We start from the raw sequence: 15,870 nt of genomic DNA on the forward strand, positions 1-15,870 counted from the left end.
TTAGCGCGAGTCGAGGCGCGCGTTGATCCGCCCGGAGCGAAAAGCGTCCACCACGAAATCGACGAACACGCGCGTTTTCGGCGGCAAGAGTTTCTTGCTCGGGTAGTACAGACTGATCGCGCCCAGTTCGGCGAACCAGCCCGGCAAAAGTCGTATGAGGCTGCCTTGCTGGATCCAGCGCGCGGCGTGCGGCATCGGAATCAGCGCGATGCCGAGCCCTTGCATGGCGGCGGCGGCCATCGCTTCCGGATCGTCGAAGATCAGGCGCGTGCGATGCCGGACGAGACACTGCTCGCCCACGGCGTTGCGCAGCTTCCACGCGAAGACGCGCCCCGACGACACCGAACGGCGCGCGATGCCGTCGAACGCTTCGAGCTCGGACGGATGCGCGGGCATCGGCTTGTCCGCCATGTACGCGGGCGATGTCACCACGATCACATGCGCCGGCGCGAGTTCGCGCGCCACGACGCCTTCGTTCAGTTCGATACCGCCGCCGATCGCGGCGTCGTAGCCCTCGCCGATGAGATCGACAGGCCGGTTGTCGAAATGCACGTCCGGGACGATGGCCGGGTAACGGTCCAGAAATTCGCCGAGGATCGGCACCAGATACTCGCGCCCGAAACCGACGCCCACGCTCACTTTCAGCGTGCCGGACGGCGCGCCGTTTTGCTCCGCCGCGTGCGAGACGGCATCGCGCAGCGCGTCGAACGGCGCGCGCACTTCCTGATAGAAGCTCTCGCCGCTGTCCGTCAGCGTCAGGCTGCGCGTGCTTCGATGAAAGAGCCGCAGCCCGAGCTGCTGCTCCAGCCGCGCGACGTTCTTGCTGACGCCGGCCGGTGTCATCCCGAGCCTGCGGGCCGCCGCCGAGAAACTGCCGGTCTGCGCCGTGACGACGAACGACTCCAGAAAGTTGAACGATTCCACGGCGCCCTCGCCTGATACTGCCGGTTGAAACTGCTTGCCCGCATTATGCGCTACCGGGCGATGAATCCGACGGCCATACTGGCTTCACTTTCACTCAACCAGCAGGAGCAGATCATGGCAAACAGTCTCAGCGGCAAAATTGCTTTCGTCACGGGCGGCGCGCGCGGCATCGGCGCGGCGGTCGTCAGCCGGCTCGCGGCCGAAGGCGCGGCAGTCGCGTTCTCCTATCGCGGATCGACGGCGCAGGCTTCGGCGCTCGCCGCGAAAATCGAAGAAGCCGGTGGCCGCGTACTCGCGATCCAGTCCGACGCCGCCGACGCCGACGCGCTGACTCGCGCGATCGATCAGGCCGCGCGCCACTTCGGCAAGATCGACGTTCTCGTGAACAACGCAGGCGTGCTGTATCTCGGCCCGGTCGATGCCTTCTCGCTCGACGACTTCGACAAGACCGTGGCCGTGAACGTGCGCGCCGTGTTCGTCGCGACGAAAGCGGTGCTGCCGTACATGCCGGCTGGCGGACGAATCGTGAACATCGGCAGCACGAACGCGGATCGCATGCCGTTCCCGGGCGGCGCGGCCTACGCGATGAGCAAGGCGGCGCTGCAAGGGCTCGTCAAGGGTCTCGCGCGCGATCTCGGCCCGAAAGGCATCACCGTGAACAACGTGCAGCCCGGCCCGGTCGACACCGACATGAACCCGGAGCAAGGCGAGTTCGGCTCCGCGCTGCACGCGCTGATGGCCGTGCAACGGCACGCCAAGGCCGACGAGATCGCTGCGATGGTGGCGTACGTCGCGGGGCCGGAAGCGTCGTTCGTGACGGGCGCGAGTTTGATGATCGATGGAGGCTTCAGCGCCTGACGGTGAGCTTCGCTGGCATCGAAACGTAAGGGCTGCGTAGCTAATCGTCGGCGTTGCGTCGGCGTTGCGTCGGGCGGACGGAATCTTCGCGTAAGTCTCGCGCGAAGCGGTGGTTGGACGGAAGAAGGTGGCAGCTTACGGGCACGCGTCATGCGTCGCGGCATGGCGCTTCTCGCCCGTTCCGTTCAACCACAAAGAGGCTCGTTCATGAAACCGATTCGCCCGCGCTATCGCTCGCGCCTGGCCACGGCGCTTTTCGAGTGGCTCAATCCGATTCCGTATGGTCTCTTCGTCGGCACGCTGATCTTCGACATCATCTATGCGATCAACGCCGTCATCTTCTGGGCGAAGGGCGCGGCGTGGCTCGTTACGGTGGGCCTGCTCTTCGCGATCATTCCGCGGTTCATCAATCTCGGTCACGTCTGGTTCGGCGGGCGCGGCACGGTCACGAGCCTCGAACGCACCGACTTCTGGCTGAATCTTCTCGGCATCATCGCGGCGGTCGTGAACGCGTTCGTTCACTCGCGCGATGCCTACGCGATGGTCCCGCTCAGCGTCATCCTCTCGGTCGTCACGGTCGTCCTGCTGAGCGCCGGACAAGTGATGCTGGCCTTCGACAAGTTCAACCGCTTCAACCTGCCGGAGGCCGTCCGTGAATAACATCATGCGCACAAGCCTCGTTTCGATGGCCGTTGCGGCCTGCCTCGCCGGATGCGACGAGCACGCGTCCTACGAATCGCAGCAGCAGGCCGGCGCGAATCCGCCGCTGCCGAACGCGCGCAACTTCCTCGCCCCGCCGATGCAGGTGCCGAAGCACGTCGGCTGGAAAAGCGGCGAGACGCCCAAGGTTGCGGACGGGCTGAAGATAGAAGGCATCGCATCGGGGCTGGAGCATCCGCGTCAGGTGTACGCGCTGCCGAACGGCGACATCCTCGTGGCGGAATCCAGCAGTCCTGACGAAGAGCCGGTCACGACGCCCAAGCAGCTCATCGCGGGCATGGTGCAGACGCGCTCGGGCAAGGAAGCGAAAGGCGGCAACCGCATCACGCTGCTGCGCAAGCCCGCGAACGGCAGCGGCGAATGGGAGAAGCACGTTTTCATCGACCATCTGCATTCGCCGTTCGGCATGCAACTGGTCGGCAATACGCTCTTCGTCGCCGATACCGACGCGATTCTCGCGTTTCCGTATCAGACCGGCGCGACGCATATCGACGGCACGGGCGTCGAGCTTACCGATCTGCCGAGCACCATCAACCATCACTGGACGAAGGCGCTGCTTGCGAGCCCCGATGGCAAGAAGCTGTACGTGGGCGTCGGCTCGAACAGCAACGTCGGCGAGAACGGGCTCGAAGTGGAATACCGCCGCGCGGCCGTGCTGGAAGTCGACATTGCGACGGGCGGCAGCCGCGTGTACGCCTCCGGCATCCGCAATCCGACCTCGCTGCAATGGGAGCCGAAGACGGGCAAGCTGTGGACGGTGGCGAACGAACGCGACGAGATCGGCGCGGACCTCGTTCCCGACTATCTGACTTCGGTGAAGGAGCACGCGTTCTACGGCTGGCCGTATAGCTACTATGGACATCACGTGGACGAGCGCGTGCATCAGCAACGACCCGATCTTGTCCAGAAAGCCATCAAGCCGGACTACGCCATCGGCTCGCACGTCGCGCCGCTCGGGCTGCTGTTCTATACCGGCAACAACTTGCCCGCGCAGTATCGCGGCGGCGCGTTCATCGGCGAACACGGCAGCTGGGACCGTTCGCCGCTCGCGGGCTATGCGGTCGCGTACGTCGCGTTCCAGGACGGCCAGCCGCTCGGCGCGCCGAAGCCGGTCGTGACCGGTTTCGTGTCGGCCGACGAGAAGCAGTTGCGCGGCGCGCCGGTCGGACTGGCCGAGGACAAGGACGGCGCGCTCCTCATCGCCGACGACGCCGGGAACGCCGTCTGGCGCGTGAGCAAGGCAGGCGGCTAGCGCGTCCTCCGTGCGGAAACGAACACGGCGGGCCTTCGTTTCGAGGGCCCGCTGTCTTTTTTGCGGTCGTTGTCGCCGGTTATTGCGTCAGGTTCTGTTCGGGTACGCGATATCGCGATCACGCGACACCGCGCCCGGATGCTCTCGATCGCGACCAGCGGCCATGCGGTGTTGAAGCCAGTCGCGCGCGAGCACGATGCGCAAGGTACTCATTGCGACCAGCCAGATGAAGCCCGATGCGAGCGCATCGAACAGGCGTATCAGCGTCGTCCTTTTCATTCACGATCCCCGAGAAACGTGCGGTCTTTCGCATCTTTGCCGGCGTGCTTCGTTTTTGTATGGCATGTATCGCGCGGCTGTGCGTTTGCGCTGACGAGTCTAGCCCGGTTGTGGTGTTCGCCGTTATCTCTTTGTCAAGTTGTGAGCGGTCGCGAACGATTCGGCGCCGGGCGCGGGACGGCGGCGCATCTGTATGGCGAATGCGGGTTTCTCCTCACGGCGCATGGGCGCCAAGTGACGCGCGTCGCTTCGCCGTCTATCGGCAGCTCCGACTTCGCCTTCAACAGCGGCCGCTTCTCGTTCCTCCCCATTCTCTCGATCTGCGTTGCATGTACCGTCTTCGCCGCATCTTTCGGACGACGAACCTTAAATATGCGACGCCGATGCGAAATCTCCTACTCCGCTCCGAATTCACGTTAAGATAAATCCGACATTTCTTGTCGAGCTAACGCTTGCTTTTGAGCAGCTTTATCGATCACAAGATCGACACTTCGGATTGCTTGCTAGCCAGCAGTAACGGCGTTCGACTCGCAACCACGCTCGGATATTCAATAGCTCGTTGCTGTTGCGATCGCAAGGAGACCTTGCAGCACGACTTCACAGATGCATAAGAAAACGAGGGGAAGAATGAACAATAAAACCGCATCCGCCACGGCCTATTCCAGATTGATCCGCCCGCTGCGAACCTGCGCCGACGCGATCGTTTGTTGCAGCCTCCTGCCCGGATGCAGCGGGAGCAGTAGCAGCAGCTATGCGACCGTTCCCGCAACGACGGCAGCGCCCGTTGCATCGTCCGCGCCTGCTTCACAGGCCACCGCCGCTGCCACCGGCTACTTGCCGATTTCGATCGAAAGCCTCAGCTATCCGATCAACTTCCTGCAAGCCTTCGGCCCGACGACGCAAGCGGCGCAACAGCGTCTCGTCGGCCGGGTCGGCGCGATGTGGTCGTCGGGCTACAGCGCGCAACCCGGCATTTACTCGATGTCCTACGCCCCCGCGTACCGCCTTTATTTCATGCCCGCCGGATGGACGGGGGCCGGCGCCGACTATCCCGCGACGCAACTCGGCTGGCTGTACTACCACCACCCGGACTGGATCGAATACGGCTCGGATGGCAACGTGCTGTACGAATTCGGCGACACGCGCTATCCGGTCGTGGACATCGCGAATCCCGCCGTCCGGCAGCACCTGTTTCAGTCGATGGCGGATAACGCGAGCGGTTATCAGGCGCTTTCTCTCGACAACGTTAGTGCTGCTAACGTCAGGAACGGAGCCGTGTATCAAGCCGGGCACTATAGCGACACCGTTTCCCCGTGTCCGGCTTCGTTGCGTCCTGCATGTGGCGGAACGTTCGTCACGCAGTACGCATCCGCCGACGATGCCAACTGGAGCGCGGCCAACCTCGACTACATCAAGTATCTCAGCGCGCAAGCGAAAACAGTGGGCCTCGCGACCGTGGCCAACGTGAGCTATCAAGGCGGCGTCATGTGGACGCAGATCGCCGATGCGGTGAGCGGCGCGATCGAAGAGAACGTGCCTCAACATCAAGGCACGACCTTGGCGAACCGGTGGTACAACGGCTTTATGATCGACGATCTCTTCGCCGCGCATCTCTACAACGCCGAACGCGCGAGCCAGAAGTTTTACGGCGCGATCAGTTACCTCGACGGGCACGACACCGGCGGCATGACGCGCGCCGAAGAGACGTGGGCGACCGCATGGCTGCTGCTCATCATGCAGAGCGCGCAGAACTACCTTTCTGCCGGGCGAATCTCTTCGCGCGCGGCGCAAACGTATCCACCGTCGATGGGCGGCTACGTAGACCTTGCGCTGACCGGGACATTGACGCGCGGCAGCGCGACTGTCACGGGCCTCACCAGCACGCGCGGCCTCGCGGCGGGACTTCACGTGAACGGTGCGGGCATCGCGCCGGGTACGAGCATCGCGACCGTGGACTCATCGACGAGCGTCACGCTAGACACCGCCGCAACCGCAAGCGCAGCGAGCGCAAGCCTCGCGTTCAGCGGTTTCCCGCCGCTGCCGGTCGGCCGGCCGGTTGCGCCGCCGCCGTCGGTCGATCCGTACGCGTCGCCGCCTGCGGGCGCATGCGGCTGGGTGAACGGCGCCAATGCCGGCGTCTGCGCGCGGCAATATGCGAACGGATGGGTCTACATGAATCCGGTCTGCCAATACGACGGCAGCGCGTGCGCGGTTGCATCGACTGCAATCACGATACCGCCTGCCACATCGGGAAGCCGCTGGTACGACCCATACTGCAACGTGGTGACTGACGGACATTACATGCTCGCGGCGGCAACGGCGCTTGTGCTCGCGCGAGGTTCCATAAGCGTGTGTCCCTGGCCGCAATGACGCGTGCGCGACGCATCGCACTACCGTATTCGTATGCCAAAAGACGCCTTATTGTCTGATCAGGCCGCCCGCCAAAACTAAGCCGTTTCGCGCCACGATGCCTTTCCTTAAGGGTTTCGTCAGTTACGACCGGTAGGCTCTATCGCTCAATAAGGTCAAACAAACAAAGCTCAACCCGAGCGGAACCACCATGCCCGCACCCTACGTCGAAAGCCTCGTCAAGATCTCGTGGAAGAACCTATCGCAGCATCGCTTTCATCGGAAGCATGCGCGGGAAGCGCGCGAGGTGCTCCGCAGCATCGAGAGCAGACAGGGCAAAACGAATGCCGGACAACTGCGGCTCGCGGATGCGTACGCGCGCGACGTGCTCGGCGACGCGTGCTATGCACCGTGGCTGCACGTCTACACCGCATTGAACGGCACGTTCAAGGAAGGCTGGATTCCGGACAACTATTACGGCTGGATCGTGGTTCCGAAGATGAAGGGCCTATACGGGCAGATGTCGCATCTGAAGCCCGTGTCGCGGCTGCTCTTTCAGGACGACGCGTTCCCCGATCTCGGCTACTACGTGAACGGCATCTTCTACACGGCCGATCACACCGCCATTCACAAGTCGCAAGTCGCGAACTTCGTTTTCAGCACGACGGACAGGATCGCGTTCAAGCTCGATCACTCGATGCAGGGCAAGGGCGTCTTTCTGATGGACCGCAAGGACTTCGATGCCGAGCGCATCAGCCAGCTCGGCAACGGCGTGCTGCAACGCTTCATCGTCCAGCACGCGACATTCGACCAGTTCGCGTCGAAGGCGGTCGCGACGGTGCGCCTGACCACCGTCGTCGACGATGCGGGCCATATCTCGCTGCGCGCCTGCTTTCTCCGCCTCGGCCGGTCCGCGGACACGTACATTCGCCCCGACAGCGAAGTGTGCGTGCCGGTGCATCTGGAGAGCGGGCGGCTCTTCAGCACAGGTTATCTGAGCGACTGGACCCGCGTCGACGCGCACCCCGATTCGAAAATCCGCTTCGACGGCGTGACCTTGCCCGCGTTTTCCAAGTGCGTGGAGAAAGTCATCGCGCTGCATGCGAAGGCGCCGTTTGCGCGCTGCGTCGGCTGGGATCTGACCGTCGATATCGACGAAAACGTGCTCGTGATGGAGTGGAATGCCGAGCACAACGACGTAAAGTTCAGCGAGGCCACGCAAGGGCCATGCTTTACCGATCTGAAGTGGGAAACGTTGCGGCCGATGGCGTAAGCGTCGTTTGCGTTATGGTCTGAGTGAATGCGTGGGTTCATAGTGCATTGCGTCACCGCTTTCGCACCGATCGCCCGTACAATCGTCGCAACGGAGGTCGCACATGCACACATCCACCCGGCATCCCGTCCTGGGATGCATCGCCGACGACTTCACCGGCGCCACCGATCTCGCGAGCATGCTCGTGCGCGGCGGCATGCGCACGGTTCAGACCATCGGCGTGCCCGCCTCGGACATGCGCCTCGATGCGGACGCCGTGGTCGTCGCGCTCAAATCGCGCACGATCGAAGCGGCCGATGCCGTCGCCCAATCCCTCGCGGCGCTCGACTGGCTGCGCGCGCAGGGTTGCCGCCAGTTCTTCTTCAAATACTGTTCGACGTTCGATTCCACCGATGCGGGCAACATCGGCCCGGTCGCCGAGGCGCTGCTCGATGCGCTCGGCGGGCAAAGCGGCGCGGACTTCACGATAGCCTGCCCTGCGTTCCCCGAGAACAAGCGCACGGTCTATCGCGGGCACCTTTTCGTCGGTGACGCGCTGCTCAGCGAATCGGGCATGGAGCACCATCCGCTCACGCCGATGCGCGACCCCAACCTCGTTCGCGTGCTGCAACGGCAAAGCAAATCGAAAGTCGGTCTGATCGCGAGCGATACGGTCGCCGCGGGCGCCGATGCCGTGCGCGGCGCGATTGCCGCCCTGCGGGCCGACGGCGTGCGCCTCGCCATTGCCGACGCGCTGACCGATGCCGACTTGCGCACGCTCGGCGCGGCCTGCGCCGATCTAGCGCTCATCACGGGCGGCTCGGGCGTCGCCATCGGCTTGCCGGAGAACTTCCGGCGCGCCGGACTCATCGAGCCGAACGACAAGGCAGCGGATCTGCCCGCCGTGGAAGGCGCGGCGCTTGTCTTGGCGGGCAGCGCATCGAAGGCCACCAACGCGCAGGTGGCCGAGTGGATCGCGACGCGGCCGGCGTTTCGCGTCGATCCGCGTGCGCTCGCACGACGCGAGCCGGTCGTCGACGAGGCGCTCGCCTTCATCGACGCGCACGCGCCGCAGCCGGTGCTGGTGTACGCCACGGCTTCGCCCGACGAAGTCAAAGCGGTGCAGCAGGAACTCGGCAGCGCGGCGGCGGGCCAGCTCGTCGAAGATGCCCTCGCTGCCATCGCTCGCGAAGCTCGCGCGCGCGGCGTGCGCAAGTTCGTGGTCGCGGGCGGCGAGACATCGGGCGCGGTGGTGCAGGCGCTCGGCGTGCAGATGTTGCAGATCGGGCCGCCCATCGATCCGGGCGTGCCCGTGACCGTCAGTGTCGGCGACACGCCGCTGGCGCTCGCGTTGAAATCCGGCAACTTCGGCGCGCGCGATTTCTTCGACAAGGCGTTGCGTTACATAGAAGGAGAGCGCGCGTGAGCGACACCGTCATTGCATCATCCAGCGACGCGAAGCTGCGCGAGGAAATCTGCACGGTCGGCGAAAGTCTTTACGCGCGCGGCTACACCGTGGGCACGGCGGGCAACATCAGCGCGCGCTGCGAGGACGGCTGGCTCATCACGCCGACGGATGCCTGTCTCGGCCGGCTCGATCCCGCGCAGATCGCCAAAGTGGATGCGCAGGGACGCCACGTTTCCGGCGCGCGGCCTTCGAAGACGCTGGAGTTGCATCGGCGCATCTACGAGAGCAACGTGGACACGCGCGGCATCGTGCATACGCATTCGACGTCGCTGGTTGCGCTGACGATCGCAGGCGTCTGGAGCGACGACGACGTGCTGCCGCCGATCACGCCGTACTACGTGATGAAGGTCGGCCACGTACCGCTCGTGCGATACCGCCGCCCCGGCGACCCGCAGGCGGCGGCCGAAATCGCGGCGCGCGCAGCCGACGTACGCGCCGTGCTGCTGGAGCGGCTCGGGCCCGTGGTGTGGGAGCGCAGCGTCTCGCATGCGTCGTATGCGCTCGAGGAACTGGAAGAAACCGCCCGCCTGTGGCTCATGACCACGCCGCGGCCCGCGCCGCTCGACGATGCCGCCATCGACGAACTGCGGCAGAGCTTCGGCGCGCGCTGGTAGCGTTGGCCCTGGAAAGCGCCTATTCCAGGCGCTTGCCGGCGGCGCGCCCGTCCGACGCCGCATCGGACAACTGCGCGAGCACCGCGTTCAGGCTCGAGAGCGTATAAGGCTTCGCCAACACCGTGCCGATGCCATCCGCGCCCGCTTCGATCGCCTCGCCGTAGCCTGTCGCATAGATGACGCGCAGGCCGGGCCGCTCCGCCTTGAGCCTTCGCGACAACGCGACGCCGTCCATGCCGGGCAACCCGACATCGGTGAAGAGAATGTCGAAATCGTCCTTGGCGAACGACGCGAGCGCTTCCTCCGCGCTGGCGGCCGCCGTCACCCGATGCCCCAGCGCCCGAATGAGTTCGACCGCCATCTCGCGCAATTCCGGGTGATCCTCGACGACGAGCACGCCCGAGCGCTGCGGCAACGGCGCGGCCGCAGCCACCGTCTCCTTTGCGGGCTGCGAACGCGCGAGCGCGACCTGCTTCCGGTTCGACAGCATGTGCCGGATCTTGCGCGCAAGCTGTTCGCGCCGATAAGGCTTCGTCAGCAGTTGAACGCCGGCGTCGAGCCGTCCGCCGTGCACGATCGCGTTTTGCGTGTACCCGGAGGTGAACAGCACTTCGATGTTCGGCAACAGCGCCTTCGCGCCTCTCGCGAGCTCGGGACTGCGCAGCTTGCCCGGCATCACGACATCGGTGAACAACAGGTCGATGGCCAAGCCGCTCTGCAAGATGCCGAGCGCGCTCTCGGCGTTGTCGGCCTTGAGCACCTGATACCCGAGCTCGCGCAGCATCTCGACGACGGTGGTCTGCACGGCCCGATCGTCTTCCACGACGAGAATCGTCTCCGTGCCGCCGACGACCGGCGCCGCTGCGAGCGACGTGGTCTGCACCACGGCTTCATGCGAGCGCGGAAGATAGATTTTGATCGTGGTGCCGTGCCCTATTTCGCTGTAGATCTTGAAGTGCCCGCCGCTTTGCTTGACGAAGCCATACGCCATCGAGAGGCCAAGCCCGGTGCCGACGCCTTCCGGCTTCGTCGTGAAGAACGGATCGCATGCGCGTTCCATCACTTCGCGCGTCATGCCGGTGCCGGTATCGGAGATGGCGAGCATCACGTACTGGCCCGGTTCCAGGTCGGCGTCCGATGCGACGTAGTCGTCGTCCAGCATCGAATTGCTCAGTTCGATGGTGAGCTTGCCGCCGTCGGGCATGGCGTCGCGGGCGTTGATCGCGAGATTCAGCACGACGTTTTCGAGCTGATGCGGGTCGACCTGCACGTTCCATAGCCCGCCCGCCAGGACCGTCTCCATGACGACCGACTCGCCCAGCGCGCGCCGGAGCATGTCGTCCATGCCCGCGACCACGGGCGCGAGGTTCGTGACGACCGGCTGCAACGGCTGACGCCGCGCGAACGCCAGCAGTTGCGAAGACAGTTTCGCGCCGCGCTCCACGGCGCTCGCCGCGGTGTCCACGCGCTTGATCGCCGTCTCGTTGCCGGCAACGGAAGCGGACAGCAGTTGCAGATTGCCGCCGATCACTTGCAGGATGTTGTTGAAGTCATGCGCGATGCCGCCGGTGAGCTTGCCGATCGCCTCCAGCTTCTGCGAACGCTGCAATGCGGCTTGCGTCTGTTCGAGTTCTCGCGTGCGCTCTTCGACCAGCACTTCGAGGCTCGTCTGATATCGCTCGACTTCGTCCTGCGCGAGCTTTTGCACCGTGACGTCCTGGCCCTGAACGAAGATGCCGACCACTTCGCCGTCGTTGCCTGCAATGGGCTGATACACGAAGTCGAGAAAGCGCGTTTCGAGCGGCGCGCCGTCGCGCGGGCGGATCATGACCGGCACGGCCTTGCCGACGTAAGGCTCGCCCGTGTCGAAGACGCCCGACAGCACTTCGATGAAGCCTTGTTCGACCACTTCGGGCAACGCATCCCGCACGCGCTTTCCGACGAGATCGCGATCGCCCGTCAGGCTGCGATACGCCGCGTTCGCCAGTTCGAATATGTGCTCGCGCGTGCGCAACACGCAGACGAAACCCGGCGCCTGCTCGAAGAGCCGCAGAAGGCGCGCGTTGTCGACGTGCAGTTCCTTCGCCAGTTCCAGCGCCCGGCTCGTGCTTTCCAGTGCCTCGGTGCGCTCGACGATGACCTGTTCCAGTTCGCCTTGCTTGCGCCTGAGCGCCTCTTGCGCCGCGACCTGATCAGTGACGTCGTTGCCCTGCGAGAAGATACCGACGACCACGCCCGCGTCATCGACGATAGGCTGGTACACGAAGTCGATGAAGCGCACTTCGCTCTCGCCGCCCGCGAGGGGGTCGACACGCAACGGCACGGCGCGGCCGACATACGGGCAGGCTGTTTGATACACCTCGTCGAGCAACTCGAAGAAACCTTGCCCCGCGAGCTCGGGCAACGCCTCTCTTACAGGCTTGCCGATGATCGGCCTGAACCCTGCGAGCCGATGGTGTGCGCCGTTCTGGAGTTGATACACATGGTTCGGACCCCGAAAGAAACACACGAAGCCCGGCGCCTGCTCGAAGAGCCGCAACAACTCTTGATATTCGCGCGTGCGCGCATCGAGCGCCAGGGCTTTCTGACGCTCGGCGATCTGCCTCGCTTCGTGCTGCACGGTAATGTCGCGCGTGATCTTGGCGTAGCCGACATGGTGCCCTGAATCATCAAACAGAGAATCGAGCACCACGTGCGCCCAGAAACGGGAACCGTCCTTGCGCACGCGCCAGCCTTCCGATTCGAACTTGCCTTCGCGAACCGCCGTGTCGAGCGCGCGCGAAGGTAAGCCGGTCGCGCGGTCCTCTTCGGTGTAGAACCGTGAGAAGTGCTGACCAATGATTTCCTCGGGTGCATAGCCTTTGATGCGCTCCGCACCGACGTTCCAGCTCGTGACCAGACCGGTCGGAGAAAGAAGATAGATCGCGTAGTCCCTGACCCCCGCGATCATGCGCTCGAAGTGTCCGCTGCCCGAACCGGCAGAACCGACGAGACCTTGATCCTTAACATCCATTTGGCATTACCCTGGCACTTCGGCGTTTTTCGAGTGCTGCATTTTACTGCGCCTGGGGGGCCTTCGCCCGTGGCTGACGGCGTTGCGCGAGACGATGGCGTTCTGGCGTCGCGCGTCGCGTAGTTCTTACATCGGCGATGCAGGCAACAGGACGGTTTTGCCGCCCGCGCGTCATGTCCCCGGCGAAAAGCGCAGCGTTCAGCAAGGATCATCGCTATCCGTCACACTGGCGCATCGATCAATCCACCAGCAAGGCTGCAATGAACAGACAAGCCCTCATCATCGGCGCCACCGGCGTCATCGGACGCAATCTGGCCGAACACCTTCAAACGCGTGGCGACTGGTCCATCACCGGCGTGTCGCGCGGCCGCACGCCTGCGCCCGCCGGCGTCGAATCGATCGTCGCGGATCTCACGTCGGAGTCATCGGTCGCGCAGGCATTGAGCGGACGCGACTTCACTCACGTCTTCTTCACCGCATGGTCGCGGCAAGCAACCGAAGCCGAAAACATCCGCGTCAACGGCGCAATGGTCGCCAATGTCCTCGCGGCATTGGGGCCGTCGGGCGCGCTCGAACATGCGGCGCTCGTCACGGGCCTCAAGCACTATCTCGGGCCTTTCGAGGCCTACGCCAAAGGCGAGATTCCAGCCACGCCCTTCCGTGAGGAACAAGGCAGGCAGCCCGTCGACAACTTCTACTACGAGCAGGAAGACCGCTTGTTCGATGCAGCGCGCCAGTTCGGCTTCGGATGGAGCGTGCATCGGCCGCATAGCATCATCGGGTTCGCCATCGGCAACGCAATGAACATGGGCGTCACGCTCGCCGTCTATGCCAACTTGTGCAAGGCGACCGGCGAACCGTTCGTGTTTCCCGGTTCTGCCGCGCAATGGAACGGCCTGACCGACATGACGGACGCGCGTCTTCTCGCGCGCCATCTGGAATGGGCCGCGACGTGGCCTGAAGCGCGCAACGAAGACTTCAACGTCGTGAATGGCGACGTGTTCCGCTGGAAGTGGATGTGGGAACGCATCGCCAATTACTTCGGTATCGAACCCGCGCCTTTCGACGGCGAAACGAGACCGCTGGAAGGCCGCATGCAGCATGCCGGCAAGACGTGGGCCGAGATTGCGGCACGGCACTCACTGGCAGAGCCGAACGTAGACAAACTCGTCTCCTGGTGGCATACGGATGCGGACCTCGGACGTCCGATGGAAGTCCTCACGGACATGACGAAGAGCCGCAAGGCCGGCTTCCTCGATTATCAGAGCACGCCGGATGCGTTCTTCGCGCTGTTCGACCGTCTGAAGCGCGAGCGCATCATCCCCGAGTGAGTTCGTCACGCTGGCTTCTCAGCGACGCCTTCTTAGTCGATCACATCGCGCATGGTGCGCGTTTTCTTCCGAGGAAAGCACATGGCCAAGCATTCAATCGCGGACTATCTGGCAAAGACACTCGCCGCAGCAGGCGTCGAGCGCATCTGGGGCGTGACGGGCGATAGCCTCAACGGTCTTGCGCACAGCCTCGACGAGTTGGGCAGTATCCGCTGGATGCATACTCGGCATGAGGAAGCGGCTGCGTTCGCGGCAGGCGCGGATGCCGCGACCACGGGTCGGCTTGCCGTGTGCGCGGGCAGTTGCGGACCCGGCAATCTGCATCTCATCAACGGGCTTTACGACTGTCATCGCAATCGTCAGCCGGTGCTTGCCATCGCGGCGCATATTCCGTCGACAGAGATCGGGCTCGGGTACTTTCAGGAAACGCACCCGCAGACCTACTTCAGCGAATGCAGTCACTTCGTCGAACTGGTATCGAACGCTTCGCAGTTTCCGCGCGTGCTGGAGCGCGCCATGCGTACCGCGCTGGAAGAGCGTGGGGTCGCAGTGATAGTGCTGCCGGGCGATGTCGCCTTGTCCGAGGGCCCCGACGCGCCCGCGCATTGGACACCGACCGCGCCGCATACCATCGTGCCCGCCGACTCAGAACTCGACAAACTCGCGCACATGTTGAACGGCTGCGATGCGGTGACCATCATGTGCGGCAGCGGCGTTGCGGGCGCGCATGACGAGGTGGTCGCGCTCGCGGATACGCTCGGCGCGCCGATTGTTCACGCGTTGCGCGGCAAACCGTTCATCGAATACGACAATCCTTTCGATGTCGGCATGACAGGTCTCATCGGCTTCAGCTCGGGCTATCACGCGATGATGTCGTGCGACACGCTGCTGCTGCTCGGCTGTGACTTCCCCTATCGTCCGTTTTATCCGCCGAACGCGCAGGTCGTGCAGGTCGACAACCGCGGTTCGCAACTGGGCCGGCGCGCGCCGCTCGCGCTTGGCCTCATCGGCACGGTGAAGGAAACCGTCACGGCGCTCATGCCGCGGCTGCAACGCAAGACGGAGCGGCGCTTTCTGGAAAACGCGCTGAAACACTATGCCGATGCGCGCAAGGAGCTTGACCATCTCGCCACGCCGTCCGCGCCTGATCGCCCCATCCATCCGCAATATTTGACCAAGCTCGTCGACGAGGCCGCAACGGACGACGCCATCTTCACCGTCGATGTCGGCACGCCCACGCTATGGGCCGCGCGATATCTGTCGATGAACGGCAAGCGTCAGTTGCACGGATCGTTCAATCACGGCTCGATGGCGAACGCCATGCCTCAGGCGCTCGGCGCGCAGGCGGCGAATCCGGGGCGGCAGGTGGTGTCGCTTTCAGGCGACGGCGGCCTGTCCATGCTGCTCGGCGATCTGCTCACGGCCGTGCAGCATGAGTTGCCGATCAAGGTCATCGTCTACAACAACAGCCTGCTCGGTTTCGTCTCGATGGAGTTGAAGGCTGCGGGGTATCTCGACACCAACGTCGATCTATCCAAGACGGACTTCTCACAGATCGCGAAGGGCGCGGGCATCTGGTCGGTGCGCGTGGAGCAATCGGAACAACTGGAAGGCGCGCTCAACGATGCGTTCGCGCATCCGGGTCCCGCAGTCGTGGACGTGGTGACCGCCAAGCACGAACTCGCGATTCCGCCGTCCATCAACTTCGCGCAGATGAAAGGCTTCAGCCTGTACATGTTGCGCGCGGTGTTCAGCGGTCGCGGTGACGAACTGATCGAACTAGCGCGGACTAATCTGCGCTGAAACGCCG

At 64.1% G+C, this 15,870-nt stretch carries 12 protein-coding genes; 9 read left to right on the forward strand and 3 right to left on the reverse strand.

All coding sequences use genetic code 11. The annotated features are described in order from the left end of the window. A complete protein-coding gene (locus HWX53_RS23535) occupies positions 1 to 924 on the reverse strand; it encodes a LysR family transcriptional regulator (protein WP_175945442.1) in 924 nt (307 codons plus the stop codon). 114 nt (positions 925 to 1,038) lie between these two features. Here HWX53_RS23535 and HWX53_RS23540 point away from each other — a divergent pair, with 114 nt between their 5' ends. From HWX53_RS23540 to HWX53_RS23550, 3 genes are all read left to right on the forward strand, one after another. Then, positions 1,039 to 1,782, forward strand: a complete 744-nt coding sequence (locus tag HWX53_RS23540; RefSeq protein WP_175945444.1) for an SDR family oxidoreductase — start codon at positions 1,039 to 1,041, stop codon at positions 1,780 to 1,782. A 207-nt stretch (positions 1,783 to 1,989) separates the two neighbouring features. Then, a complete protein-coding gene (locus HWX53_RS23545; protein ID WP_175945446.1) occupies positions 1,990 to 2,442 on the forward strand; it encodes a DUF2231 domain-containing protein in 453 nt (150 codons plus the stop codon). Positions 2,443 to 2,446: 4 nt separating this feature from the next. After that, positions 2,447 to 3,754 (forward strand): sorbosone dehydrogenase family protein, encoded by a 1,308-nt coding sequence (locus HWX53_RS23550; RefSeq protein WP_175946166.1) that lies wholly within the window; start codon positions 2,447 to 2,449, stop codon positions 3,752 to 3,754. Positions 3,755 to 3,841: 87 nt separating this feature from the next. On the opposite strand, the gene HWX53_RS23555 is transcribed toward HWX53_RS23550, so the two are convergent. Further along, complete coding sequence (locus HWX53_RS23555) at positions 3,842 to 4,033, reverse strand: hypothetical protein (protein WP_175945448.1); 192 nt, start codon at positions 4,031 to 4,033, stop codon at positions 3,842 to 3,844. A 627-nt stretch (positions 4,034 to 4,660) separates the two neighbouring features. Here HWX53_RS23555 and HWX53_RS23560 point away from each other — a divergent pair. The 4 genes from HWX53_RS23560 to HWX53_RS23575 all read left to right on the forward strand — a co-directional run bounded on the left by HWX53_RS23560 (position 4,661) and on the right by HWX53_RS23575 (position 9,716). Continuing rightward, positions 4,661 to 6,403 (forward strand): hypothetical protein, encoded by a 1,743-nt coding sequence (locus HWX53_RS23560; RefSeq protein WP_175945450.1) that lies wholly within the window; start codon positions 4,661 to 4,663, stop codon positions 6,401 to 6,403. A 190-nt stretch (positions 6,404 to 6,593) separates the two neighbouring features. Then, entirely contained in the window at positions 6,594 to 7,655 is a 1,062-nt protein-coding gene (locus HWX53_RS23565) for a sugar-transfer associated ATP-grasp domain-containing protein (protein ID WP_175945452.1), read from the forward strand. 103 nt (positions 7,656 to 7,758) lie between these two features. Next, complete coding sequence (gene otnK / locus HWX53_RS23570; RefSeq protein WP_175945455.1) at positions 7,759 to 9,060, forward strand: 3-oxo-tetronate kinase; 1,302 nt, start codon at positions 7,759 to 7,761, stop codon at positions 9,058 to 9,060. After that, the gene (locus tag HWX53_RS23575; RefSeq protein ID WP_175945457.1) at positions 9,057 to 9,716 is read left to right on the forward strand and encodes an aldolase; all 660 of its coding nucleotides are present in this window, start codon (positions 9,057 to 9,059) and stop codon (positions 9,714 to 9,716) included. Before otnK ends, HWX53_RS23575 begins: the two co-directional genes overlap by 4 nt. Positions 9,717 to 9,735: 19 nt before the next feature. On the opposite strand, the gene HWX53_RS23580 is transcribed toward HWX53_RS23575, so the two are convergent. Continuing rightward, positions 9,736 to 12,729 (reverse strand): response regulator, encoded by a 2,994-nt coding sequence (locus HWX53_RS23580; RefSeq protein WP_208454814.1) that lies wholly within the window; start codon positions 12,727 to 12,729, stop codon positions 9,736 to 9,738. A 260-nt stretch (positions 12,730 to 12,989) separates the two neighbouring features. On the opposite strand from HWX53_RS23580, the gene HWX53_RS23590 reads away from it, so the two are divergent. Then, a complete protein-coding gene (locus HWX53_RS23590) occupies positions 12,990 to 14,060 on the forward strand; it encodes an SDR family oxidoreductase (protein WP_175945459.1) in 1,071 nt (356 codons plus the stop codon). Between the two features lie 81 nt (positions 14,061 to 14,141). After that, the gene (gene poxB / locus HWX53_RS23595; RefSeq protein WP_175945461.1) at positions 14,142 to 15,863 is read left to right on the forward strand and encodes a ubiquinone-dependent pyruvate dehydrogenase; all 1,722 of its coding nucleotides are present in this window, start codon (positions 14,142 to 14,144) and stop codon (positions 15,861 to 15,863) included. Positions 15,864 to 15,870: the final 7 nt, after the last annotated feature.

It is taken from the genome of Caballeronia sp. BCC1704 (assembly GCF_902833455.1).
GTDB lineage: Bacteria > Pseudomonadota > Gammaproteobacteria > Burkholderiales > Burkholderiaceae > Caballeronia.

Excerpts from the sequence above, each read along its gene's own strand:
- HWX53_RS23580 (WP_208454814.1), bottom strand. The coding sequence starts at position 12,729 with ATGGATGTTAAGGATCAAGGTCTCGTCGGTTCTGCCGGTTCGGGCAGC.
- HWX53_RS23540 (WP_175945444.1), top strand. The coding sequence starts at position 1,039 with ATGGCAAACAGTCTCAGCGGCAAAATTGCTTTCGTCACGGGCGGCGCG.
- HWX53_RS23565 (WP_175945452.1), top strand. The coding sequence starts at position 6,594 with ATGCCCGCACCCTACGTCGAAAGCCTCGTCAAGATCTCGTGGAAGAAC.
- HWX53_RS23545 (WP_175945446.1), top strand. The coding sequence starts at position 1,990 with ATGAAACCGATTCGCCCGCGCTATCGCTCGCGCCTGGCCACGGCGCTT.
- HWX53_RS23560 (WP_175945450.1), top strand. The coding sequence starts at position 4,661 with ATGAACAATAAAACCGCATCCGCCACGGCCTATTCCAGATTGATCCGC.
- HWX53_RS23590 (WP_175945459.1), top strand. The coding sequence starts at position 12,990 with ATGAACAGACAAGCCCTCATCATCGGCGCCACCGGCGTCATCGGACGC.
- HWX53_RS23550 (WP_175946166.1), top strand. The coding sequence starts at position 2,447 with ATGCGCACAAGCCTCGTTTCGATGGCCGTTGCGGCCTGCCTCGCCGGA.
- poxB (WP_175945461.1), top strand. The coding sequence starts at position 14,142 with ATGGCCAAGCATTCAATCGCGGACTATCTGGCAAAGACACTCGCCGCA.
- HWX53_RS23555 (WP_175945448.1), bottom strand. The coding sequence starts at position 4,033 with ATGAAAAGGACGACGCTGATACGCCTGTTCGATGCGCTCGCATCGGGC.
- otnK (WP_175945455.1), top strand. The coding sequence starts at position 7,759 with ATGCACACATCCACCCGGCATCCCGTCCTGGGATGCATCGCCGACGAC.